The sequence below is a fragment of the Rhodococcus oryzae genome (assembly GCF_005049235.1).
Taxonomy (GTDB): domain Bacteria; phylum Actinomycetota; class Actinomycetes; order Mycobacteriales; family Mycobacteriaceae; genus Rhodococcus_G; species Rhodococcus_G oryzae.
On sequence record NZ_SUMD01000004.1, the window covers coordinates 397814 to 423811 of the forward strand.

Here is a 25998-nt window from a genome sequence, read left to right on the forward strand (position 1 = left end):
ATGAAAGATCGATCATCGGATCTAGATCAAGGCGTCGAGTGGCCGCGGACCGCCGATCGCAGACCGAACGGTTCGTCTGATGCGTTTCCGCTGTCAGCGGTCCAGCGGAGTGTGTGGTTCGGTCAGCAACTCAACCCGACGGCGCCGATCTTCATTGCGCAGTATGTGGAACTGCACGGCGACGTCGATCTCGACCTGTTGCGTTCGGCGGCGGTGACCGCGGCCCGTGAGTTCCAGTCGCCATTCCTGCGTCTGGTGGACACCGGCGGGGAACCGCGCCAGATGGTCGACGACTCGATCGACACTTCGATCGCGTCGTTCGACTTCCGGCGGGAGCAGGACCCGCTCGGTGCGGCGCATGCGTGGATCGACGATGACTACGTCACCCCGATCCAACTGACGCGGGACCGGCTGGTGGAGATGACCATTCTCCAGGTCGCCGACAACGACTACCTGTGGTACGCGCGAATCCACCACGTCGCGCTCGACGGCTACAGCGGCATGACCATGGTGAACCGCATCGCGGCCCTCTACACCGCAGCGTCCCAAGGCGTCGATCCGGAACCGAGCCGGGCTCTCGACCTGCGCACGCTCTACGAGCTGGACCAGAAGTACCGCTCGTCGAGCAGGTTCGAGGCCGACCGCGAATACTGGGCCGAGCACGTGCGGGGGATCGAGGCCGGCTCCACGCTCGCGCACCGGGACGGCCCGGCCGCGGCCCGTTGCCGGCTGGAGAGCGCGCAGTTGACCGACGCGGCGCTCGATCGGCTGAACTCCTCCGACACCCGGGTCGGCGCCACGCCCGCGGCGCAGCTCATCGCGGCGTTCGCCTGCTACCTGTCGAGGATGACGGGGAGCCGCGACGTCCTGGTGAACGTGCCGGTGTCCGCACGCACCACCGCGCCGCTGCAGCATTCCGGTGGCATGCTCGTCAACGTCGCACCGCTCCGGATCACGGTCGACCCCGACGACACCGTCGCCGACCTCGTCCGGCGGGTACAGCTGGAACTGATGGGCGCCCTGCGCCACCAGCGGTGCAGTCTCGAGGACATCCGGCACGACGCCGGGCTGACCGGTGTGCAGCACGGGCTGGCGGGGCCGATGGTCAACGTGATGCTCTTCCGCCAGGAGATCACCCTCGGGCCGATCGTCGGCGAGTACCACATCGTGACCTCCGGACCCGTGCAGGACCTGCTGGTCAACATCTACCGGAGCGGCACGCCGGCCCGGGCGCTCGTCGACTTCCGCGGCAATCCCAACCGATACGGCGAGGAGGAGTTGCGCACCCACCACCGGCGCTTCGTCGAACTCGTCGAGGCCCTGCTCGCCGCCGAGCCGACCACCGTGCTGGCGGACCTCCATGCCGAGTCGGCACTGATCGGGGAGCGCATGCGGCGCGAGACCGACGAGCTGGCATTCTGGACGCAGGAGCTGGCCGGGCAGCCGGAATCGGCGGCGTTGCCCCGCGCCGGCCCGGCGACCGGCCGGACCGGTCGGGGCTCGATCTCGTGCTCGCTCGACCGCGACCTGCACTCCGCGGCGACGGTGCTCGCCCGCGACCTCGACGTCGAGACGTTCACCATGCTGCACACCGCACTGGCCGCCGTGCTGAGCAGGCTCACCGACACCGACGACATCGTCGTCGCCGCTCCGGTGCCGAACCGGTCCGGCACCGACCCCACCTGCAACACCGTGGCCCTTCGCACCCCGATCGACCCGTCCGCCGCGTTCACCGACCTGGTGCGCGAGACGGACGAATGCGAGCACCGCGCCTTCGCGCACCCGGAGACTCCGTTCGAGCGGGTCGTCGCGACGCTGGGCGCGCCCCGTCCGCGGGTGACGTTCTGCGCCCACGCCGCCCCGTCCGCCGCGATCGCGCCGGAGAACACCGAACTCACGGTCGACCTCACCGAGCGTTTCACCACCCAGGGCACGCCCGCCGGGATCGACGCGCGACTGACCTACGACAACGCCGCGCTCGACGAGCAGACCGTGACCTCCCTGATCGATCGGTTCGAGCGGCTGCTCGCCGGGGTCACCGCCGATCCCGACCGGCCGGTGGGGGACGTGCCCATCCTGACCGTCGCGGAGACCGCGGGGCTGACCCCGGTAGCGGGTCCGGCCGACGTCGCCCCGCGGACACTCGCCCGGATCCTCGCCGACGCGGTGGCCGCCGATCCGGACCACGAGGCAATCGTCGCAGACGGACGCAGACTTTCCTATCGTGAACTCGACGAACTCGCCGACAGGCTGTCGAGGCGCCTGCTCGACCACGGCCTCGGTCCGGATTCCATTGTGGCCCTGGCCATCCCGCGATCCATCGAATCGGTGCTCGCGGTCTGGGCGGTGGCCAAGACCGGGGCCGCGTTCCTGCCCGTCGACCCGAACTACCCAGCGGACCGGATCGAGCACATGCTCTCCGACTCCGGCGCCGCGCTCGGTCTGACCGTCCGGGCGCACAGCGGTCAGCTGTCCGAGACCATCCCGTGGTTGGTCCTCGACGACCCGATCGAGGCGCCTGGCCCCGCTGCCTCCGTCGCCGCGGCGACCCGTCCGGTCCACCTCGACGACGCGGCCTACCTGATCTACACCTCCGGATCGACGGGCCTGCCCAAGGGTGTGTTGGTGACCCATCGCGGGCTGGCGAACCTCGCCGCGGAGGAACGCGAACGGTTCGCGATCACCGCGGACTCCCGCACCCTGTCCTTCTCCTCGCCCAGCTTCGACGCGTCCATGCTCGAACTGCTGATGGCGGTGGGGTCCGGCGCGACGATGGTCGTGGCCCCGCCGGACGTGTACGGAGGCGTGGAACTGGCGGACGTCTTACGCCGTGAGCGGGTCACGCACGCGTTCGTCACCCCCGCGGCGCTGGCGTCCGTCGACCCCGCCGGGCTCGATCATCTCGAGTGCGTGGTCACCGGTGGTGACGTGTGCCCGCCCGCGCTGGTCCGGCAATGGGCAGCATCGACATCCCACAGCTCCCGCGGAGCAGGCCGACGGATGTTCAACGCGTACGGCCCCACGGAGGCCACCGTGGTCACCGGGATCAGCGCCGCACTACGGCCCGGCGCCCCGGTCACGGTCGGCGGACCGTCTCGCGGGTGCGGTGAGATGGTCCTGGACCGGCGGCTGCAGCCGGTGCCGGTGGGCGCGGTGGGTGAGCTGTACGTGACGGGCGACGGACTGGCCCGTGGCTACCGGCACCGGCCGGGGCAGACCGCGGAACGCTTCGTCGCGGACCCGTACAGCGCGGGCGGCGGACGGATGTACCGGACCGGCGACCTGGTGCGGTGGATTGCTCGAACGCGCGACGGGAGGCCGAACGCGGCAGCGCTCGAACTCGAGTACCTCGGCCGCAGCGACTTCCAGATCAAGATCCGCGGCTTCCGGATCGAGCTCGGCGAGATCGACAGTGTGCTCCAGGCTCATCCGAGTGTCGCGTTCGCGGCGACCACCGGGCACACCCGTCCCTCAGGCGACGTCGTGCTGGTCGGCTACGTGCTGCCCCAGGCCGACGCCCAGATCGACGAGGCCGAGCTCCTCGCTCATGCCGCCGCGTCGCTGCCCGCGCACATGGTGCCCGCGACGATCGTCGTCCTCGACCGCGTGCCGCTGACCCCGGCGGGCAAGCTGGACCGGAAGGCGTTGCCTGAACCTCGCCGGCGCGGGACCACCGCCGAGTACCGGGCGCCGCACACCCCGACGGAGAAGACGGTCGCCGCGGTGTTCGCGGACCTGCTCGGGCAGGCCCGGGTCGGTGCCGACGACAGCTTCTTCGATCTCGGCGGAGACTCCCTGGTCGCCACGAGAGTGATCGGACGGGTGAATGCGGCGCTGCCGGTGCGGCTGAGCGTGCGGGACCTGTTCGCGGAACCGACCGTTTCGGGACTGACGCACCACGTCGACCGGATTCTCGAGAACGCCGATCCCGGTCGGCCGGGGCGAGACCGGCCCGCGCTCGTCACGCGGGATCGCCCGGACCGGCTCCCGCTGTCCCCGGCGCAGCAGCGGATGTGGCTGGTGAACCAGTTCGACATCACGTCGCCTGCCTACAACATTCCGTTCGCCGTGACGTTCACGGGCGAGCTCGACCGTGCGGCGCTGCAGACCGCATTGGGTGACGTGATCGACAGGCACGAGGCACTGCGGACGGTGTTCCCGGCCGATGCGCGGGGGCCCTACCAGGTGATCCTGCCGGCGCCGGACGCGGCGGTGGACCTGACACCCGTCGTCGTGGACCAAGAGCGGGTGGGGGAGTCGGTCGCGGCGACGGCCGCCTCCGGTTTCGATGTCCGCGAGCAGATTCCGCTGAGGATCGTGCTGTTCCAGACCGGGTCGCGTCGACACGTCCTGGTCGTGGTGCTGCACCACATATCGGCGGACGGGCAGTCCGTCGAGCTGCTGGCCCGAGACGTGGCGGCGGCGTACGCCGCACGGGCGGCCGGGCGCGCGCCCGAGTGGGATCCACTGCCGCTGCAGTACGCCGACTACGCCCTGTGGCAGCGCGAACTGCTCGGGGCGGAGGACGATCCGCAGTCGCTCGCCGCCCGGCAACTCGCCTACTGGGGTGACCGGCTGGCCGACCTTCCGGCGACGATCTCGCTGCCGCACGACCGTCCCCGGTCGCCGCGCACGACCGTGTCCGGCGGCCGGATCGATTTCGATGTCGAGGCCGGGATCCACCGTGGCCTGGTCCGGATCGCTCGCGAGCACGGCTGCACGCTGTTCATGGTCCTACACGCCGCGCTCGCAGTCTTGCTCGCCCGGCTCGGCGCCGGGCCCGACGTCGCCGTGGGCACACCGGTCGCCGGCCGCGGCGAACCCGAACTTGACGACCTCGTCGGCATGTTCGTCAACACCCTCGTCCTGCGCAGCACGGTCCGGCCCGAGACCACCTTCACCGACCTGCTCACACAGGTGCGCGAGACCGACCTGGGAGCGTTCACCAACGCCGATCTGCCGTTCGAGCGGCTGGTCGACGAGTTCACCTCGGACCGGTCTCCCATACACGCGCCGCTGGTGCAGGTGCTGCTCGAGTTCCAGCACGGCGAGCCCACGACGGTGGCCATGCCGGGACTGTCCGCGGTGGCGGCCGAGGTGGACACGGGTGTCGCCAAGTTCGACCTGCAGCTGGGAGTGCGGGAACGATTCGACGACTCTGGTGGCGCCGCCGGACTGTCTGCGGCCCTGCGGTTCGCGACCGACCTGTTCGACCGCACCACGGTCGCCGGGATCGGCGACCGCCTGGTGCGGATCCTGGCCGCTGCGGCCGCCGATCCGGCCGCCGTGGTGGGCGACATCGAGATCACCGACGAGCGGGAGAGGTCACTCGCCGCGCGGGAGCGGCCCGGCCGCGCGGCGCCGCCGACCACACTGCCGGAGCTGTTCACGAGCGCCGCGGCAAGCAGTCCTGGCGCGTGCGCGGTCGTCGCAGGCACCGCCCGCATCCGGTATTCGGACCTGGCGGCGCGTGCGAACCGGTTGGCCCGCTTGCTGATCGGCCACGGAGTGGGGCCGGCGTCACTGGTGGCGGTCGCGATGACGCGTTCGGACGACCTACCGGTCGCTCTCCTCGCGGTCCTCACCGCAGGCGCCGCGTATGTCCCCGTGGACGTCGACTATCCGGAGGACCGCATCGCCTACGTGCTCGCCGACGCCGCACCGGTGTGTGTCCTGGTCGACGGCGGCGCGAGCGGTTCGGCTCTGCGTCGCACCGGCATTCCGGTTGTCGACCTCGGCGATCCAGGGGTGACGACCGCGATCGGCAAGCTGTCGCCTGCACCGGTGACCGATGCCGACCGGACCGCGCCGTTGTACCCGGACTCGCTCGCCTACGTGATCTACACGTCCGGGTCGACCGGTCGGCCCAAGGGAGTGGCGGTCTCGCACCGCAGCGTGACCGCGCTGTTCGCCAACGCGGCGGAGTTGTTCCGATTCGACGGCGACGACGTGTGGACGATGTTCCATTCGCACGCCTTCGATTTCGCCGTGTGGGAGTTGTGGGGCGCGCTGATCCACGGCGGCACGGCGGTGCTGGTCGACCACGCCACGGCCCGCGCGCCACACGAGCTGCTGCAGCTGTTACAGGACGAGGCGGTCACGGTCCTGTGCCAGACCCCGAGCGCCTTCTACCAGTTGGCCGACGCCGAACGGACCCGCGCCGACGCCGGGGACGCCGCGGTGCTGCGGCTGCGGTATGCGATCTTCGGCGGGGAGGCGCTGGATCCGGGGCGGCTCACCGAATGGTTCTCTCGCCGAGGCGACTCGGCACCGCAGTTGGTGAACATGTACGGGATCACCGAGACGTGCGTGCACGTGACCCATGGCCCGTTGTCAGGGGCGCCGGGGGCGAGTCGTCGAGGGTCGGTCGGCAGCGCGCTGCCGGGGCTACGGGTGCGCGTGCTCGACGAGCGGCTCCACGTGGTCCCGCCGGGTGTGGTGGGCGAGCTGTACGTGTCCGGCACTCAGCTGGCGCGGGGCTATCCACGTCTCGCGGGGGAGACCGCGGCGCGATTCGTCGCCGACCCGTCCGGGGCAGGCACCCGGATGTACCGCACCGGCGATCTGGGCCGGTGGCGGGTGGACGGCACACTCGAGTACGCCGGCCGCAGGGACCACCAGGTGCAGGTGCGCGGCTACCGGGTGGAACTGGGAGAGGTGGAGGCCGCGATCGCGGCCGTGTCAGGGGTTGCGTCCGCGGTGGTGGTCGCGGACGAGGGACCCGTCGGGATCCGGCTGGTGGGGTACGCGGTGCCCGACGGCGATACGGTCATCGATCCGGACGAGGTGAGGGCGTCTGCCGCCCAGTTCCTTCCGGGCTACATGGTGCCGTCGGCGGTACTGATCCTGGACCGTATTCCGGTCACCGCACACGGCAAGCTCGACCGCGCGAGCCTGCCGGTCCCCGGTGCCACCGAGGGCTCCTACGTCGCGCCGCGAAACCCGGTCGAGGAGATCGTGGCGGGCGTTATCACCGATCTGCTCGGTGTCGACCGGGTGGGTGCGGACGACGGGTTCTTCGTCCTCGGTGGCAATTCGCTGGTGTCGGCGCAGCTGGTGGCCCGGATCAACGACGCGACCGGCGCCGCGCTCGGCATCCGGGACGTCTTCGACGGCCCCACCGTCGCCGAGCTCGCCCGGAGGGTCGGCGGGGAGGGCAGCGGGGTGCGCCGATCGCCACTGATCCCGCAGGCCCGGCCCGCCCGGATCCCGTTGTCCCCTGCGCAGCTGCGGATGTGGTTCGTCAACCAGTACGACCCGCAGTCCCCGGCCTACAACATCTCGTTCTCGCTGCGATTGTCGGGTCACCTCGACGCCCCGGCGCTGCGGGCCGCGCTCGGCGACGTCATCGCCCGACACGAATCCTTGCGCACGGTCTACCCGCTCACCGACGACGGGCCGTACCAGGAGATCCTGCCCATCGAGTTGGCCGAGACCGGACTCGAGGTCATCCGGGTACGTGATTCGAACGACCTGCACGCCCGGATGCGGGCGGCGACGGCACGGGGCTTCGACGTCGCGGAGCAGATTCCGCTGCGGGCGATCCTGTTCCGGGCCGACGACACGAACCACGTGCTCACCGTGGTGCTGCACCACATTCTCGCGGACGGCTTCTCACTGAACCCGCTGGCGCGGGACGTGGCCGCCGCGTATGCCGCGCGCCTGTGCCGCGGCGCGCCGCAGTGGCCGCCGATGACCGCTCAGTACGCGGACTACGCACTGTGGCAGCGCGAATGGCTGGGCAGTGAAGACGACGCGTCGTCCCCGCTCGCCAGTCAGCTCGACTACTGGACCACCACGCTTTCGGGCCTGGACGAGGTACTGGATCTGCCGAGTGACAGGCCCCGGCCTGCGGTCCGCTCGCAGTCCGGTGGGCGCGTCGCGTTCACAGTCGACGAGCGCCTGCACCGGAGCCTGATCGCGCTCGCCCACCGGAACGATGCGAGCGTGTTCATGGTGGTGCATGCGGCGCTGGCCACCCTGCTGTCCCGGCTTGCCGGCACCGACGACATCGCGATCGGCACCCCGATCGCCGGGCGCGGGGCCGCGGCTCTCGACGACATGGTCGGGATGTTCGTCGGCACCCTCGTGCTGCGGTGCGATGTCGGCGGGGCGTGCTCGTTCGGTGAACTGCTTCGCCGGGTCCGGGAGACCGACCTCGGCGCATTCACGCACGCGGACATCCCGTTCGAACGGGTTGTGGAGGCGCTGGATCCGCCCCGCTCGCACGCCCATACGCCGTTGTTCCAGGTGATGCTCGAGTTCCGGACCATCGCGCGGCCGGATCTCGCGCTGCCGGACCTGCGGGTGGAGGCCCTCGACTCCGGCGACGTGGCCGCCAACTTCGACCTGCAGCTCACCGTGGCCGAGGAGTTCGACGCCACAGGCAGCGCAGCCGGGATGGCCGCCGGTCTCGTGTTCGCCACCGACATGTTCGACGAGGCCACCGCGCGGACCTTCACCGACAGATTCGTGCGGATCCTGGATGCGGTAGTCGATTCCCCCGACATGCCGGTGGCGGACATCGACATCCTCGACGGTGGCGAGCGAGCCGCGCTCAGGGCGGTGCGGGGTGAGACGGGCGCACCGCCGCGCACGCTGGTCGCCGTGCTCGCGGCCGGGGCGGCGATCGATCCGCACGCGCCTGCGATCCGGTCTGACGGCCACGAGATCTCGTACCTCGACCTCGACCGCGCGTCGACAAGGCTCGCCCGCAGCCTGATCGACGTGGGTGTCGGACCCGGTTCGGTGATGGCGCTCGGCATGCCCCGCAGCGTCGAGTACATCATCAGCCTGTGGGCCGTCGCGAAGACCGGGGCCGCCTTCGTCCCGATCGACCCGGCGCACCCGGCAGACCGGATCGCCTTCATGCTCGACGATTCGGGTGCGGTCCTAGGGCTGACCGTCACGCAGTCCCGGGACGTCCTCCCCGAGGTGCTGCGATGGTGGACGGTCGACGCCGCCCGTCTCATGCGCGACCACAACGCCGTCTCGCCGATCCGTGACACCGACCGGACCGCCCGGCTGCGGATCGACCAGGCCGCGTACCTGATCTACACCTCCGGCTCGACGGGAATCCCGAAGGGCGTCACGGTTACTCACCGCGGTCTCGCGGCGTTCGCCGACCACGTGCACAAACGCTGTCAGACGACGCAACGCTCCCGTGCACTGCATTTCACGTCGCCCAGCTTCGACGCCTCGATCCTCGACTTCATCCTCGCGTTCCGTGCGGGGGGGACCCTCGTGATCGCGCCCCCCACCGTGTACGGCGGTGACGAGCTGAGGCAGCTGCTTGCGGCCGAACACGTGACCCACTGCTTCCTCACCCCGACTGCGCTCGCAGCGATGGACCCGGCCGGACTCGACGACCTGGTGTGCGTGGTGTCGGGCGGCGAGGCCTGCCCGCCCGACGTGGTGGCCCGCTGGGCCCCCGGACGGCGGATGCACAACGGGTACGGACCGACGGAGGCGACCATCGCGGCGAGCATCAGCGATCCGTTGACCCCGGGCGAGCCCATCACGATAGGAGACCCGGCACCGGGATTCCGTGTGCGAGTGCTCGATCGCAGGCTGCAGCCGGTGCCGGTCGGGGTGCTCGGCGAGCTGTACCTCGCGGGCCCGGCGTTGGCCCGCGGCTACCACCGGCGTCCGGGGCTGACGGCCGGCCGGTTCGTCGCCGAATCCGGCGGGCCTCCCGGCGAGCGGATGTACCGCACGGGGGATCTCGTGCGATGGACCGCCGACGGTCAGCTGGTCTGCCTGGGTCGCGGCGATCGGCAGGTCAAGGTACGCGGCAATCGCGTCGAGCTCGGCGAGGTCGAATCGTGCCTGACGGCAGCCGGATCCGTCGGCCAGGCGGTGGCCGACGTGCGCGAGGTCGGGCACCGGGGAGACCTGATGATCGCGTACGTGGTGGCTGCCGCCGGGGCGGTGGTGGACACGGCGCGGCTGCACGAGGCCCTCGCGGCACGGCTGCCCGCGTACATGGTTCCCGCGCACATCGTGGTGATCCCCGAGATGCCGATGACCGTGCACGGCAAGCTCGACCGGGCGGCGCTGCCGACGCCCGATCTCGGGGCGGAGGTATCGGTGGGCCGGGCGCCGTCCGGCACAGCCGAGGAGAACCTGGGCCTGCTGTTCGCCGAGGTTCTCGGCGTGCCCACGGTCGGGATGGAGGACTCGTTCTTCGCCCTGGGCGGCGACAGCATCATGTCGATCCAGCTGGTGGCGCGGGCGAAGACGGCGGGGCTGTCCCTCACGCCGCGTGACGTGTTCGATCACCCGACCGTCGCCGGGCTCGCAGCGGTGGCCGACTCGCGCACCGCAACCCGGACGGTGACACTCGAAGAGTTGCCCGGCGGCGGTATCGGGGAGGTGCCGCTCACCCCGATCCTCGAGTGGGTGCTCCGCCGCAGCGCCGGCCGGATCGACAGGTTCTCCCAGTCGGTGATGTTGGTGCTGCCCAACGGAGTCGACTGGGTCGCGCTCGAGGTCGCGGTGCAGGCCGTGTTGGACGAACACGACATGCTCAGGGCCCGGCTCGCACCCGACGGTGACGTCGACAGCAACTGGAAGATGACGGTTTCCGGTATCGGCAGTGTCACCGCCCGGAACGTGCTGACGCGTGTCGAGGTGGATTCGGTGGACGACGCGGCGTTCGACGTCCGCGCCGCCGCCGAGGCAGATGCCGCGGCCGACCGCCTGGATCCGGCCGCGGGCACGATGGTGCAGGTCGTGTGGTTCGACGGACCGTCCGGCACCGGACGGCTCCTGCTGGTCGTCCACCACGCTGTCGTCGACGGCGTGTCGTGGCGCGTGCTGGTGCCGGATCTGGCGTCGGCCTGGGCGCAGGCGTCGGAGGGGCGGCTTCCCGAGTTGACGCCGGTGGGCACGTCGATGCGCCGGTGGGCGCACGCTCTGGAAGATGTTGCCCCACAGCGGGTCGGCGAACTGCCCATGTGGGAGCGGATCCTGGACGGCGACGACCCGGCGATCGGATCGCGACCGCTGGATTCCGCGCGCGATGTCATGGCCACGAGCGAGGTGCTGACCAGCGAGGCGTCTCCCGAGGTCACCGAGGCCGTGCTCGCCGCGCTGCCTGCGTCGCTCCGTGCCGACGTGCTCGACGGGCTGCTGACGGCCCTCGCGATGGCGGTGGTCCGCTGGCGCGCCGAGCGAGGCGTCGAACGGTCGGACGTCCTGGTCGGCGTCGAGGGACACGGGCGGGAGGAGGCGGCGGTGCCCGGTGCGGACCTGACCCGGACCGTCGGCTGGTTCACGACGCTCTCGCCGGTGCGCCCGGATCTGTCGTCGATCGACCTCGGCGAGGCGTTCGCCGGGGGAGCAGCGGCGGGAGCGGCGATCAAGCTCGTGAAGGAACAGCTGCGGGCGATCCCGGATCGGGGGATCGGCTACGGGCTGCTCCGTGGGCTTGCCGGGGAGCCGGGGGCGCGGGTCCGCGGGTGGCGCGAGCCCCAGATCGTCTTCAACTACCTGGGCCGGATTGCCGGCGCCGCCGGGGCCGGCGACGATCCGCAGGCGTGGCTGCCCACCCCGCGTTACGGGCTCGGCAGCGCCCACGATCCGCAGATGCCCGTGACGGCCGTCGTCGACGTCGCGGCCGGGTTCGTGCCGCGGCCGGGAGGCGCTGTCCTGGAGTCATCCTGGACCTTCCCGACCGGAGTTCTGGATGCCGCAGATGTGCACCGGCTCGCGGACCTGTGGCACCGGGCACTGGGTGCGCTCGCCGCCTACGCACACACCGCAGGCGCGGGCGGGCTCACCCCATCGGACGTCGATCTGGTCCCGCTCGACCAGGCGGCGATCGACGCCCTCGAGGCACGACGACCCGGGCTGACGGACGTGTGGCCGCTCACCCCGTTGCAGTCGGGACTGCTGTTCCACGCCCGTCTCGCTGAGCGATCGGTCGACGCGTACATGGTCCAGCTCGTCGTCGAGCTGCACGGCCGGCCGTCACCGGAGCGGATGCGCCGGGCCGCGCGGACCCTGCTCCACCGCCACCCGAACCTGCGGGTGTGCTTCGTGGAAGACGACGCGGGCGAGGTGTACCAGGTCGTCGAGGGTCGTGTTTCGTTGCCGTGGAGTGAGATCGACCTGTCCGGCCTCGACGGGTCGGCAGGCCGAGAACGCTGGCGGGAACTGCTCGCGGAGGATCGGTCGACGCCGTTCGCGATGGACCGCGCACCGCTGCTGCGCTTCACACTGGTCCGGACGGGAGCGGAGGAGCACCGGCTGCTGCTCACCCACCACCACATCCTGCTGGACGGCTGGTCGACGCCGCTGCTGCTCGAGGAGTTACTCGCCCTGTACGCCGCCGACCGGGAGCCGACGTCGGCACCGGCGGGCGACTACCGCGACTTCCTGACGTGGCTGACCGCGCAGGACCACGCATCCGGTGTCGCGGAGTGGCGCCGTGCCCTCGCCGGCGCCGACGGGCCGACCCTGCTGGTCCCCGGGGACGGGTCTGTGCTCGCTCCGCAGGCTCCGCTCGACGGAGTCGTGATTCCGGCCGAACCAGGGGAGACGGCGCTGACCTTGCCCGCCGAGGAGACCGCGACGCTGGTGGCGGCGGCCCGGGAGCACGGGGTCACGGTCAACACCGTCGTACAGGTCGCCTGGGCGCTGGTGCTCGGTGCACTGACCGGCCGCACCGATGTGGTGTTCGGAGCGACGGTGTCGGGCCGTCCCCCGCAGGTGCCCGGGATCGAGGCGACGATCGGACTGTTCATCAACACGGTGCCGGTCCGGATCGCGTTCGATCCCCGCGAAAGCGTCGGCGAGCTGCTCAGTCGTGTGCAGTCGGAGCAGGCGGCGATGCTCGACCACCACCACATCGGGCTCGCCGAGATCCAACGGGAGGCGGGTCCGGCGGCGACGTTCGACACCCTGACGGTCTTCGAGTCGTACCCCGTCGACCGCTCGGCGCTCGCGCACGACACCGACATCGCCGGCCTTCGGGTGGTGGGTGTCGAGGGTTTCGACGCCACCCACTACCCGCTGACCGTGCTGGCGCGCGTGGACGACCGCTTGCGGCTGCACCTGAAGTACCGGCCGGACCGGCTCGACCCGGCCGAGGTGGACTCGATCGCCGACCGGCTGCGGCGCGCGCTCGCGACCGTCACGCACGAGAGGGCGCGCCCCGTCGCCGCGGTCGACCTGCTGTCCGGACGCGGGGCGGCCGAGCCGATTCGGGGCGGCCCGGCGAACCCGCCACGCCTGCTGCCGGAGATCCTCGTCGCCGGGGCCGCGATCGAGCCCGACGGTGTCGCGGTGGACTCGGAGGACGCTCGGCTGTCGTACCGGGACCTCGACCAGGAGTCGAATCGGTTGGCGCGGTATCTGATCGGTGCGGGGGCACGGCCGGGCGTGGCGGTGGTGATCGCCCTGCCGCGTTCGGTGCGCTCGGTGACGGCCGTGTGGGCGGTGGCGAAGACCGGTGCGGCGTTCGTACCGGTGGATCCGACCTACCCGCGTGCCCGCGTCCAGCACATGCTCACCGACTCGGACGCCACCGTGGGACTGGCGCTCGCCTCCGATCGCGGCAATCTGCCGGACTCCGTGCATTGGCTCGTACTCGACGATCCGGGATGCGCGGCGGACCTCGCCGCTCTTCCGACGAATGCCATCGCCGAGGCAGAGCGGCCGGGCGCCCTGCGCGTCGACGACGCGGCGTACCTGCTCTACACGTCGGGATCGACTGGCCTGCCAAAAGGCGTGAGCGTCACCCACCGCGGCCTGTCGAGCCTGCTCGCCGCGCAGCGGGACCGCTATGTCGTTCCGGCGACCGCGCGCTGCCTGCACGTGTGCTCACCGAGTTTCGACGTCTCGGTCCTCGAGCTGCTGCAGGCCGCCACTGCGGGCGCGTGCCTGGTGATCGCGCCGCCGCAGGTGTACGGCGGCGCCGATCTGGGCCGACTCCTGCGCCGCGAGCGGATCACCCACGTCTGCATCACACCTGCCGCGCTCGCCACCGTCGATCCCGAGCGCCTCGACGACCTCAGCGTGCTGCTCGTCGCGGGCGACGCCGTCGGTCCGGAACTGGTGGCCGACTGGGCGCCAGGCCGGACGATGCTCAACGGCTACGGGCCGACCGAGTCGACCGTCCTGACGACGATCAGCGCACCCCTGGTGCCCGGGGCGAAGGTGGCGATCGGGGGCCCGGTGCGCGGCACCGACGTGTTCGTCCTCGACGGCTTCCTGCGCCCGGTCCCGGCAGGCGTGCCAGGAGAGCTGTACATCGCGGGAGCGGGGCTGGCCCGTGGATACCATCGCCGGGCCGCGTTGACCGCGGCGCGATTCGTGCCCGCCCCCCGCGGCGGGCCCGGCGACCGGATGTACCGCACCGGTGACGTCGTCCGGTCGTGGCCGGACGGCACGCTCGACTACTTGGGCCGCAGCGACTTCCAGGTGAAGGTGCGGGGACTGCGCATCGAGCTCGGGGAGATCGACGCGGTCTTCGCCGCACACCCGGAGGTCGGGTTCGCCGTCACGGTCGCGCGGCCACGGGAAGCCGGCGACCCGATGTTGGTGACGTATGTCATGCCGAACTCCGCGGACGCCGTCGACGTCGCCGCCCTGACGGACCACGCACTCCGGCTCCTGCCGGTACACATGGTGCCGACCACGGTGATGGTGCTCGACGCGATACCGCTGACCCCGGTGGGAAAGCTGGACCGTGCCGCGCTGCCCGAACCGGACTTCGACTCGCTGACACCGCGATTCCGCGAGCCCGGCAACTCCACCGAGGCCGGTCTGGTCACCGTGTTCGCCGAGGTGACCGGCGTCGACCGGGTGGGAGTCGACGACGACTTCTTCACGCTGGGTGGCAACTCCCTCAGTGCGACGCGGGCCGTGGCCCGCATCAACCGCGCGCGCGGCAGCAGGATCGGGGTGCGTGACCTGTTCGAGTGCCGGACCGCGGCGGCGCTCGCGCCCCGGTGTGTGCGCGGCACCGCGCCGCAAGGGGACGAGTTGCGCACGGGCACCCGGCCCACCCGCATCCCGTTGTCATCGGCCCAGGAACGCATGTGGTTCGTCAACCAGTTCGACCCGGCATCGGCCGCGTACAACGTGCCGATGGTGTTGCGGCTCTCGGGCAGCCTCGATGCTCCGGCCCTGCGGCGCGCGCTGGTCGACGTGGTGGAGCGACAGGAATCGCTGCGGACGGTATTCCCATCCCAGGCTGCCGCCGGCCCGTCCCAGGTGACGGTGCCCGCACCCGGTGTGGTCGGCGACCTGACGCCGGAACGGGTCGCCGCGGACCGGGTACCCGCCCGCGTCGCCGAGATCGTGCACGAGGGATTCGATGTGGCGCAGGAGGTTCCGGTGCGGCTGCGGCTGCTGCGCATCGCAGCGGACGACCACCTCCTCGTGCTGGTGGTCCATCACATCGTGGCTGACGGATTCTCGATCGGACCCCTGGCCAAGGACGTCGCGAGGGCGTATGCGGCGCGGGTCAGCGGCGGTGCACCGAACTGGGCGCCGCTACCGGTCCAGTTCGCCGACTTCGCCGTGTGGCAGCACTCGATGCTGGGCTCCCGGGACGACCAGGACTCACGCGTCGCCCGCGAACTCGCCTGGTGGGAGGACCGACTGGCGGGGGCGCCGCCGGTGACCGGGTTGCCGCTGGACCGCCCGCGTGAGGTCCGGCGCTCGACGCGCGGTGGGCGGGCGGCACTCTCGGTGGATCCCGGCGTCCACCGCGGGCTCGTCGAGCTCGCCCGCAGGCACGATTCGACGGTGTTCATGGTGGTGCACGCCGCACTCGCGGTGCTGCTGTCCCGCGTGGGAGCCGGCGGTGACGTCGTGGTCGGAACACCCGTCGCCGGGCGCGGCGAGGCCGAGCTGGACGATGTGGTCGGCATGTTCGTGAACACCCTTGTGCTGCGCACCGCGGTCGAACCGGCGGACTCCTTCGCCGCGGTGCTCTCCGGGACGCGGGACGCGGACCTGGACGCCTTCGCGCACGCCGACCTGCCGTTCGAGCAGCTCGTGGAGCGGTCGGCGTCGGCGCGATCCACCTCGCACACCCCGCTGTTCCAGGTGATGCTCGAGTTCCGCAACGTCGAGCATCCCCACGTCCGGCTGCCGGGACTGACGGCCGAGGTTCTGGACGTCGAGATGGGCGAGGCGAAGTTCGACCTCCAGTTCGGGATCGGCGAGCGGTTCGACGAAGCCGGGGCCCCGGCGGGACTGACGGGCGAACTGCTGTTCGCATCCGACGTGTTCGACGAGTCCACCGCGACGGCGCTCGCGGACATGTTCGGCCGGGTGCTCGCGGCCGTCGCGGCCGATCCGTCCGTCCCGGTCTGGAACATCGACGTCGCGGGGGCGCTCGCGCGCGAAGAGGCCGCAGAGCGCGCGTCCGGCCCGGTGTCGGCGGCCGCGGCGGACGGGACGCTGTCGGCGGTGCCGGCGTATTGGACGCTGCCGGAGCTGTTCGCCGCGACCGTCGCCGCCGATCCGGACACGATCGCCGTGGTCGCCGCGGACTCGCGGATGACCTACCGCGAGCTCGACGCGCGTTCGAACCGGCTGGCGCGCTGGCTGATCGACCGCGGCATCGGTCCGGAGTCGCTGGTCGCGGTGATGATGGAACGATCGGCGGACCTGGTCGCCGCGCTCGTCGGGGTCGCGCGATCGGGTGCGGCCTACCTGCCGGTGGACCCGTCGTACCCGGCGGCGCGCATCGAGTTCCTGCTGGGCGATGCGGCACCGGCCTGCGTGCTGGTCGACGCGAGCGTGGCGGGGGACCTGGTCGCCGGTGCACCCGTGGTGCATCTCGACGACCCGGACATGCGCGCACGGCTCGACTCCCTGAGCGCCACGCCGGTCACCGACACCGATCGCACGGGCCCGCTGCACGCGGATTCCGTTGCCTACGTGATCTACACATCGGGTTCGACCGGGAGACCCAAGGGTGTCGCGGTGACGCATCGGAACGCGGTGACGCTGCTGACCGGCGCCCGCGCCGTGCTCGGCTTCGGTGCGGTCGACGTGTGGACGATGTTCCATTCGTTCGCGTTCGACTTCGCGGTGTGGGAACTGTGGGGCGCCTTGGGGTTCGGCGGCCGGTTGGTTGTCGTCGGGCACGACACCGCGCGTTCCCCGGACGAGCTGCGCCACCTGCTGGTCTCCGAATCGGTGACGATGCTGAGCCAGACGCCGTCGTCGTTCTACCAGTTCGCACAGGCCGATGCCGCGGCCGACGACGGCACCCTCGCGCTCCGTTGGGTGGTGTTCGGCGGCGAAGCGCTGGACGTGGCCCGCCTGGCGGGATGGGTCGAACGGCACGGCGTCACCGCGCCTGCTCTGGTGAACATGTTCGGTATCACCGAGACCTGCGTGCACGTGACATGGCACATGATCGACGTCGCGGCGGTCACCGGGCCGCGTTCCACCGGATCGGTGATCGGTCTCGGACTACCGGGTGTGCGGGTGTGGGTGCTCGACGAGCGACTGCGCCCCGCGCCGCTCGGGGTGGCGGGCGAGCTGTATGTGTCGGGCGCGCAGGTGGCACGGGGATACCGGGGACGGCCCGGGCTGACCGCTGGACGCTTCGTCGCCGACCCGTTCGGTGCCGCGGGGCGGATGTACCGCACCGGCGATCGGGTCCGCTGGACCTCGGACGGCGAGCTCGAGTTCCTGGGGCGCAGCGACTCCCAGGTCCAGATCCGGGGATTCCGGGTGGAGCCCGGGGAGGTCGAGTCGGCGCTGGCCGCGGTTCCGGGTGTCGGGTCCGCCGTGGTGCTCGCGCGACCCGGTCCGGCCGACGGCGCCGCGCGCCTGGTGGCCTATGTGGTCCCCGAGTCCGGTGCCGCCCTCGATCCGGCCTCGGTCACCGAGGCCGTCACCCGCCGGTTGCCCGGATACCTGGTGCCGTCCGTGACGACGGTCCTCGCGGAGTTCCCGATCACCGCACACGGCAAGCTCGATCGCGCCGCACTCCCCGAACCGCGACCCGGGACCGTGGGTGGGAGAGCACCCGGGACCGGCACCGAACGCCTGCTGGCGAGACTGTTCGCGGAGCTTCTCGGTGTCGAGACGGTCGGTGCCGACGAATCGTTCTTCGGGCTGGGCGGCGACTCGATCATGTCCATCCAGCTGGTGTCCCGGGCGAAGGTCGCGGGGCTGACGTTCACGCCGCGCGACGTGTTCGAGCGCCGCACCGTCGCCGGTCTCGCCGAGGTCGCCGACCTCACCGGCACCGACGACGTCGTCGTGCTGCGGGAACTGCCGGGCGGCGGCATCGGCGACGTCCCGCTCACCCCGATCATGCGGTGGCTGGTCGAGCGCTCGGGCACGCGGCGCGATGGCGACTTCCGCCGCTACTCGCAGTCGGTCCTGCTCGCGGTGCCCGCCGAAATCGACAGCGAATCCCTCACCCGGGCGGTGGGCGCGGTCCTGGACCGGCACGACATGCTGCGGGCCCGGCTGCGCCCGGACGCCCGCTCCGAGTCCGGGTGGCGGCTCGAGGTACGACCACCGGGGGCGGTGCCAGCCGACACGATCGTGCGACAGGTCCCGATCAACAGCGTCGCCGGAGCGGACCATGCGACCCAGGGCGCACTGGAGGCGGCCGCCGACCTGCTGGATCCGGAGTCCGGCATCATGATCCAGTTCGTGCACCTCGTCGGGGGAGACGCGGCACGGCTGCTCGTGGTCGCCCACCATCTCGCGATCGACGGGGTCTCGTGGCGGATCCTGATCCCCGACCTCGCGCTCGCCTGCACGCAGGCCGCGGACGGCGCGCAGCCGGACCTACCGGCGATCGGCACCTCGATGCGGACATGGGCGGACGGGCTCGTGCGGGCAGCGCGGGACCGCGCAGGCGAGCTGGACCTGTGGCGGTCGACGGTCTCCCGAGCATCCGCGGGACGCGCTGCGGGAGAACTCGATCCGTCGGTCGACGTCGCCGGCACCCTCGAGCGCGTCGAGGTGGAGTTGCCTGCCGATGTGACCCTTGGCCTGACGACCACGGTCCCGCGGGTGTTCCACGGCGTCGTCGAGGACGGACTCCTCGCCGCGCTGGCCCTCGCGCTCGTGCACTGGCGGCGCGGCCGCGGCGTCGACACCGACGACGTCGTGGTGGCGCTCGAGGGACACGGCCGCGAGTCCCAGGTGGTGCCGGGCGCCGACCTGTCCCGCACGGTGGGGTGGTTCACCTCGATCTACCCGGTGCGGCTGGATCTGTCCGGCGTCGACACCGACCAGGCCCGCGGCGGGGGAGCCGCCGCGGGTGCGGCGGTGAAGTCGGTCAAGGAGCAGTTGCGCGCCGTACCCGACCACGGGATCGGGTACGGCCTGCTCCGGTACCTCGGCGACGACACCGGGGCCGAGCTGCGCGGGTTGCCCGAGCCGGAGATCAGCTTCAACTATCTCGGTCGGCTGGGCGGCGGCACCGAACCGCGCGGCGAGGGAAGCTGGCTTCCGGTCACGGAATCCGGGCTGCACGATGCAGTCGCGGCGGACGTGCCGGTGGCGTTCGCAATCGACGTCAACGCGGTGACGGTGCCCGGTCCGGACGGCCCCCGGATCAGGGCGACGTGGGCCTTCCCTCGCCGCGTGCTCGATACCGCGGACGTGGGACGGCTCGCACAGGGGTGGATCGTTGCCGCGCGGGGGGTGGTCGAGCACGCGAGCGCGCCGGGTGCGGGCGGGCGGACCCCGTCGGATCTGGGTCTGGTGCACCTGGACCAGTCGGCCGTCGAGCGGTTCGAGGCCCTGTTCCCGTCGCTGTCCGACGTGTGGCCACTGACACCGATACAGCGCGGCATGTTCTTCCATGCCGAGCTCGCAGGCGCCTCGGTGGACGCGTACCTGGTGCAGCTGATCCTCACGCTGGGCGGCGAGGTGGACCCGCCGCGTCTGCGCCGGGCGGTCCGGAGTCTGCTCGACCGGCACGCGAATCTGCGCACGGCGTTCGTGCGCACACCGGACGGGGAGGCCGTACGGATAGTCCAGGACGACGTGGCTACGCCGTGGACGGAGACCGACCTGCGCGCGCTCACCGAACCGGCGGCATCGGGGCGGTTCGGTGAGATCCTGGCCGAGGACCGCACCCACCCCTTCGACATGGCATCGCCGCCACTGCTGCGGATCGGCCTGGTGCGCATGCCCGATGGCACCCACCGGCTGATCCTGACCAACCACCACATCCTGCTCGACGGGTGGTCGACGCCGCTGCTGCTCGAGGAACTCGTCGTCCTCTATGCGACCGACGGTGACACCTCCACGCTGCCGCGGGTACGCCCCCACCGCGACTATCTCGAATGGCTCGCGGCGCAGGACCGGCCTGCGGCGCTGCGTGCGTGGGCCGATGCCTTCGACGGGACGGACGAGCCCACCCTGCTGGTCCGCGACGGGTCCGCCATGACAGCGCAGTCCGCGCCGTCGCGGGACATGCGATACGAGTTGGACGGCCCGGCGACCGAGCGACTGCGTGCCCTCGCGCACGAGCGCGGACTGACGCTCAACACCGTCGTCTCGGTCGGGTGGGCGATCGTCCTCGGCCTCCTCACCCGTCGCGACGACGTGGTGTTCGGCGCCACCGTGTCCGGCCGACCCCCACACGTGCCCGGCATCGAAACGATGATCGGACTGTTCATCAACACCGTGCCGGTGCGGGTCCGACTCGATGCCGCGGAAACCCTTGGTGCGTTGCTGGATCGGGTACAGGCAGAGCAGGCGGCGCTGCTCGATCATCACCACCTCGGGCTCACCGATGTCCGGCGCGCCGCGGGGCCGGCCGCAGCCTTCGACACACTCACCGTGTTCGAGTCCTATCCCGTGCGGAGCACGCTGTCCGCGGACGCCGACATCGCGGGGCTGCGACTGCAGGGCGTCGCGGTCCGCGACGCCGCTCACTACCCGCTGAGCGTGGTCGCGTCCGCGACCGACCGTCTGCGCCTGACGATGAAGTTCCACCCGGATCTCCTCGACCGGACGGAGGTCGACGCTGCCGCCAGCCGGCTGCTGCACGTCCTGCGCGCGATCGGCGATGATCCGGGCCGGCGCCTGGCCGGACTAGACCTGCTGACCGCCGACGAACGCCGGGTGCTGGTGCCGGTGCGGGGCGGCCCGCGCAGCGCCGCCCGGACGCTCCAGGAGATCCTGGTGGAGGCGGCCGCCCGCGATCCGGAGGCGGTCGCGCTGGTCGCCGGCGGACACGAGGTCACCTACGCGGACCTCGACGCCCGGTCCAATCGCCTTGCGCGCGCACTGATCGACCGTGGAGCGGGGCCGGAAACCTCTGTGGCGCTCGGTATACCGCGCTCCGTCGAGTCGGTGCTCGCGATGTGGGCGGTGGCCAAGACCGGGGCCGCGTTCGTCCCGGTGGACCCGGACTATCCCGCGGAGCGGGTCGAGCACATGCTCGCCGACTCCGGCGCAGGCGTCGGGCTGACCGTCGCGGCGCACCGGCACCGGCTGCCCGACACGTGGCCGTGGTTGACGCTCGACGACCCCGGATTCGCCGAGGACTGTGCGTCCCGACCGGCGGCGCCAGTGACCGACGCCGAGCGCACGACACCCGTGCGGATCGACCAGCCGGCGTACCTGATCTACACATCCGGCTCCACCGGCCTGCCCAAGGCGGTCACCCTGACCCATCGGGGCCTGGGGAACTACGCCGACGAGCAACGGGATCGGTGCGCGGTGACCGCGGACTCCCGGACGTTGCACTTCTCGTCACCGAGTTTCGACGTCTCGGTGCTCGAGTACCTGCTGTGCTTCGCCGCAGGCGCGACCATGGTGATCGTGCCCCGTGGCGTCTACGGCGGCGCGGATCTGGCCGCGGTGCTGAAGAACCAGCGCGTCACCCACGCCTTCATCACGCCGGCCGCCCTCGCCTCGATCGACCCGGCGGGGCTCGACGACCTGCAGTGCGTGATGGTCGGCGGCGAGGCGTGGTCACCGGAACTGATCGCGAACTGGATGCCGCAGCGACGCATGCTCAACGGGTACGGGCCGACGGAGACCACGATCGTGGTGAACATCGAGGACTGCGTGCCGGAGGTCATGCCCTTTACCCTGGGCCGGCCGATCCGCGGCGTCGCCGAGATGGTGCTCGACGCGCGACTGCAGCCGGTGCCGGTGGGTGTCGAGGGGGAGATCTACATCGCCGGTCCCGGTCTGGCCCGCGGCTACCACCGGCGGGCAGGCACGACCGCCGGACGATTCGTTGCCGACCCGTTCGGCGCGCCCGGCGAGCGGATGTACCGCTCGGGCGACGTCGGGGCGTGGACCCTGGACAGGAAGCTCGAGTACCGCGGGCGCAGCGACTTCCAGGTGAAGGTTCGGGGCTTCCGCATCGAACTCGGCGAGATCGACGCCGTACTCGCCGCGCATCCCGACGTCCGGTTCGCGGCCACCCTCGGCCGCCCCGGGCCGGGCGGCGACACCGTGTTGGTCTCCTATGTGGCTCCGGTCGCCGGCCGGGACCTCGCCGTCGACGACCTCCGATCCCGGTTGTCCTCCCAGGTCCCCGAATTCATGGTGCCTGCATCGATCGTCGTGCTCGACGAGATCCCGCTCGGTCCCACCGGGAAGCTCGATCGCCGCGCACTGCCCGATCCCCGGTTCGGCCACACCCCGATGGCATTCCGAGCGCCGACCAACCCGGTGGAGGAGGCGGTGACCGAGGTGTTCGCGACCACACTCGGGGTGGACCGCGTGGGGATCGGCGACGACTTCTTCGAACTCGGCGGCAATTCACTGTCCGCAACGCGCGTGGCCGCCCGGCTCCGGGAGACCCTCGGCGTCGACCTGGGGGTCCGCGCGCTCTTCGCTGCGCCGACCGCGGCGGCACTGGCGGAGCGCATCGAGCATGCGGAGACGGGAGCGTCCGGTCGCCCCGCGCTCGAGGCGTTCGAACGACCGGACGTGATCCCGCTGTCCGCGGCGCAGCAGCGGATGTGGTTCATCAACCAGTTCGACCCGGCGTCGCCCGCCTACAACGTCCCGCTGGTGGTGCGCCTGTCGGGTGCCCTCGACGCCCCTGCCCTCGATGCCGCACTCGCCGACGTGGTCGACCGGCACGAGTCGTTGCGGACCGTCTTCCCGACCGGACCAGACGGCCCGGTTCAGGAGATTCGCCCGGCAGCCGAGGCGGCGCCCGACCTGCGGCCGGTGCCGGTCCCGGACGAGCACGAGCTCGCCCGGCGGATCCACGCCGAGGTGTCTGCCGGGTTCGACGTCACCGCCCGGGTGCCGGTGCGCGGCGCGTTGTTCGAGCTCGGTGCCGACGAGCACGTCCTGGTACTGGTGGCGCATCACATCGTGGTCGACGGGCTCTCGATGGGTCCGCTGTCCCGGGACCTGGTCCGCGCATACGCGGCGCGGACGGCGGGCCGCGCACCCGAGTGGTCGCCGCTCGCGGTCCAGTACGTCGACTACACGCTGTGGCAGCACCGACTGCTCGGTGACGCCGACGACCCGGGGTCGCTTGCCGCGCGGCAGCTGGACCACTGGACGTCGGCCCTGGCGGGGGCACCCGATCTGCTGGGCCTGCCGACGGATCGACCGCGCCCGTCCCAGCAGTCGTTCCGCGGCGCGCGTACGGGCTTCGCGATCGATCCGCAGCTGCACCGCAGGCTCGAGGAGTTCGCCCGGCGGCACGGGACGAGCGTGTTCATGACCGTGCACGCCGCGCTCGCGGTGCTGCTGAGCCGTCTCGGCGACACCGATGACATCGTGATCGGCACGCCGGTCGCGGGCCGGGGAGAACCGGCCCTCGACGACCTGGTCGGCATGTTCGTCGGAACGCTGGCGCTGCGCACCCGGATCGATCCCGCGCAGTCGTTCGCGGATCTGCTGGCCGCCGTGCGGGAGGTGGACCTCGGTGCCTTCGCACATGCCGACCTCCCGTTCGAGCGGGTGGTCGAGGCGCTCGACCCGCCGCGCTCGACGGCGTACTCGCCGATCTTCCAGGTGGCGTTGGAGTTCCAGAACGACACGCGGGCCCGCCTCGATCTGCCGGGCCTGACGGTCGAGGGCCTCGCCCCGCACTCCGGTGTGGTGAAGGAGGATCTCGAGTTCGTGCTCGCCGAGCAGTTCGACGACTCGGGCGCCCCGGCCGGTATCGCCGGGAGCATCGAGTACGCGACGGACCTGTTCGACGCCGCGACGGTGCGCGGTGTCGCGGAACGATTCCTCCTGCTCCTCGAATCCGCGCTCGCCGATCCGCACGGCGCTGTCGGCGACATCGGGATCCTGCGCGACGACGAACTCCGCGACCTCACCGCGGCGCACGGCGACCCCGACGCCCCGGAGCTCTTGTTCCCCGAGCTGCTGGCCGAGGCCGGGCACGATCCCGATGCGATCGCGGTCGCCTGCGACGGCGTCGAGGTCTCGTATGGGGAGCTGGATCGGCGGTCGAACCGGCTGGCGCGGACGCTGATCGGCCGCGGTGCCGGTCCGGAGCGCTACGTCGCGCTCGCCTTGTCGCGGTCGCTCGAGTCGGTGCTCGCGGTGTGGGCGGTCGCGAAGACCGGGGCGGCGTTCCTGCCGGTCGACCCCGACCACCCGGCCGGGCGGATCGAGCACATGCTCGGCGACTCCGGCGCGGTGCTGGGGGTGACCGTCGACGAGACACGGAATCGCCTGCCCGATGACGTCGACTGGGTGGTGCTCGACGATCCCGACACGGCGGAGGTGGTCGCGGTCATGTCGGACGCGACGATCGTCGATGCCGAGCGGATCGGCCCCGTACGCGTCGACCACCCCGCGTACCTGATCTACACCTCCGGGTCGACCGGCGTCCCGAAGGGCGTCGTGCTCACCCACCGGGGTCTGGCGAACCTCGCCGCCGAGGAGCGCACCCGCCTCGACGTCACTCCGGAGGCCCGCACCCTGCACTTCGCGTCCCCGAGCTTCGACGCATCGGTGTTCGAGATCGTGATGGCGCTGAGCGCGGGCGCGACCATGGTGATCGTCCCGCCGCACGTGCGCGGGGGCGCGGAGCTGGCCGCGGCCCTTGAAACCGGTCGCGTCACACACGGATTCGTCACCCCGACCGCGCTGGAGTCGGTGGATACCGGGCTCGAGACGCTCCGGGTCCTCGTCGTCGCCGGTGAACCATGCGCCCCGGAACTGGTGGCGCGGTGGGCGCCGGACCGCACGATGCTCAACGCGTACGGCCCCACCGAGACCACGATCATGTCGAACATCAGCGACCCGATGGCCGCAGGTGCCCCGATCACGTTCGGTGGGCCGATCCGCGGCGTGTCCGAGCTGGTGCTCGACGCGCGCCTGCACCCGGTGGCACCCAGTGTGGTGGGGGAGCTGTACGTCGCGGGGTCGGCCCTCGCCCGCGGCTACCACCGTCGGCCCGCGTTGACCGCCGACCGCTTCGTCGCCGACCCGTTCGGCCGGCCCGGTGAGAGGATCTACCGCACCGGCGACCTGGTCCGTCGACGGACCGACGGCACGCTCGAGTACGTCGGCCGCAGCGACTTCCAGGTCAAGGTCCGCGGCTTCCGCATCGAACCCGCCGAGATCGACGCCGCGCTCACCGCGCAGCCGGGCGTCGGGTTCGCGGTGACGATCGCGCGCACCGGACCGGCGGGCGACACGCTGCTGTGCTCGTACGTGCGCGCGGCCGGGGACGCTCATCTCGCGCCCGATGAGCTCCGGCGCGCTGCGGCGCAGCGACTTCCGAGCCACATGGTGCCGGCCTCGGTCACGGTGCTCGACCGGATCCCGTCCACCCCGACGGGCAAACTCGACCGGGACGCGCTGCCGATGCCGACGTTCGCGTCAGCCGCGTTCCGAGAACCTGCCGGTCCGGTGGAGTCGGCGGTCGCAGGCGCGTTCGCCTCGGTACTGGGGGTGGAACGGATCGGCGCCGACGACAGCTTCTTCGACCACGGTGGCAACTCGCTGTTGGCGACCCGCGTGGTCACCGACCTCCGTGAGCGGCTCGGACGGGAGGTCTCGTTGCAGATGCTCTTCCTGGATCCGACACCGGCCGGGATGGCC

At 71.6% G+C, this 25998-nt stretch carries 1 protein-coding gene (running past one end of the window); it reads left to right on the plus strand.

The genetic code is table 11. The features are described 5' to 3' along the window. On the plus strand, positions 1-25998 hold the 5' portion of the coding sequence (locus FCG67_RS10840) for a non-ribosomal peptide synthase/polyketide synthase (RefSeq protein WP_136909660.1). It continues 828 nt past the right edge of the window; only the first 25998 of its 26826 coding nucleotides appear in the window; the start codon lies at positions 1-3; its stop codon lies off the right edge, out of view.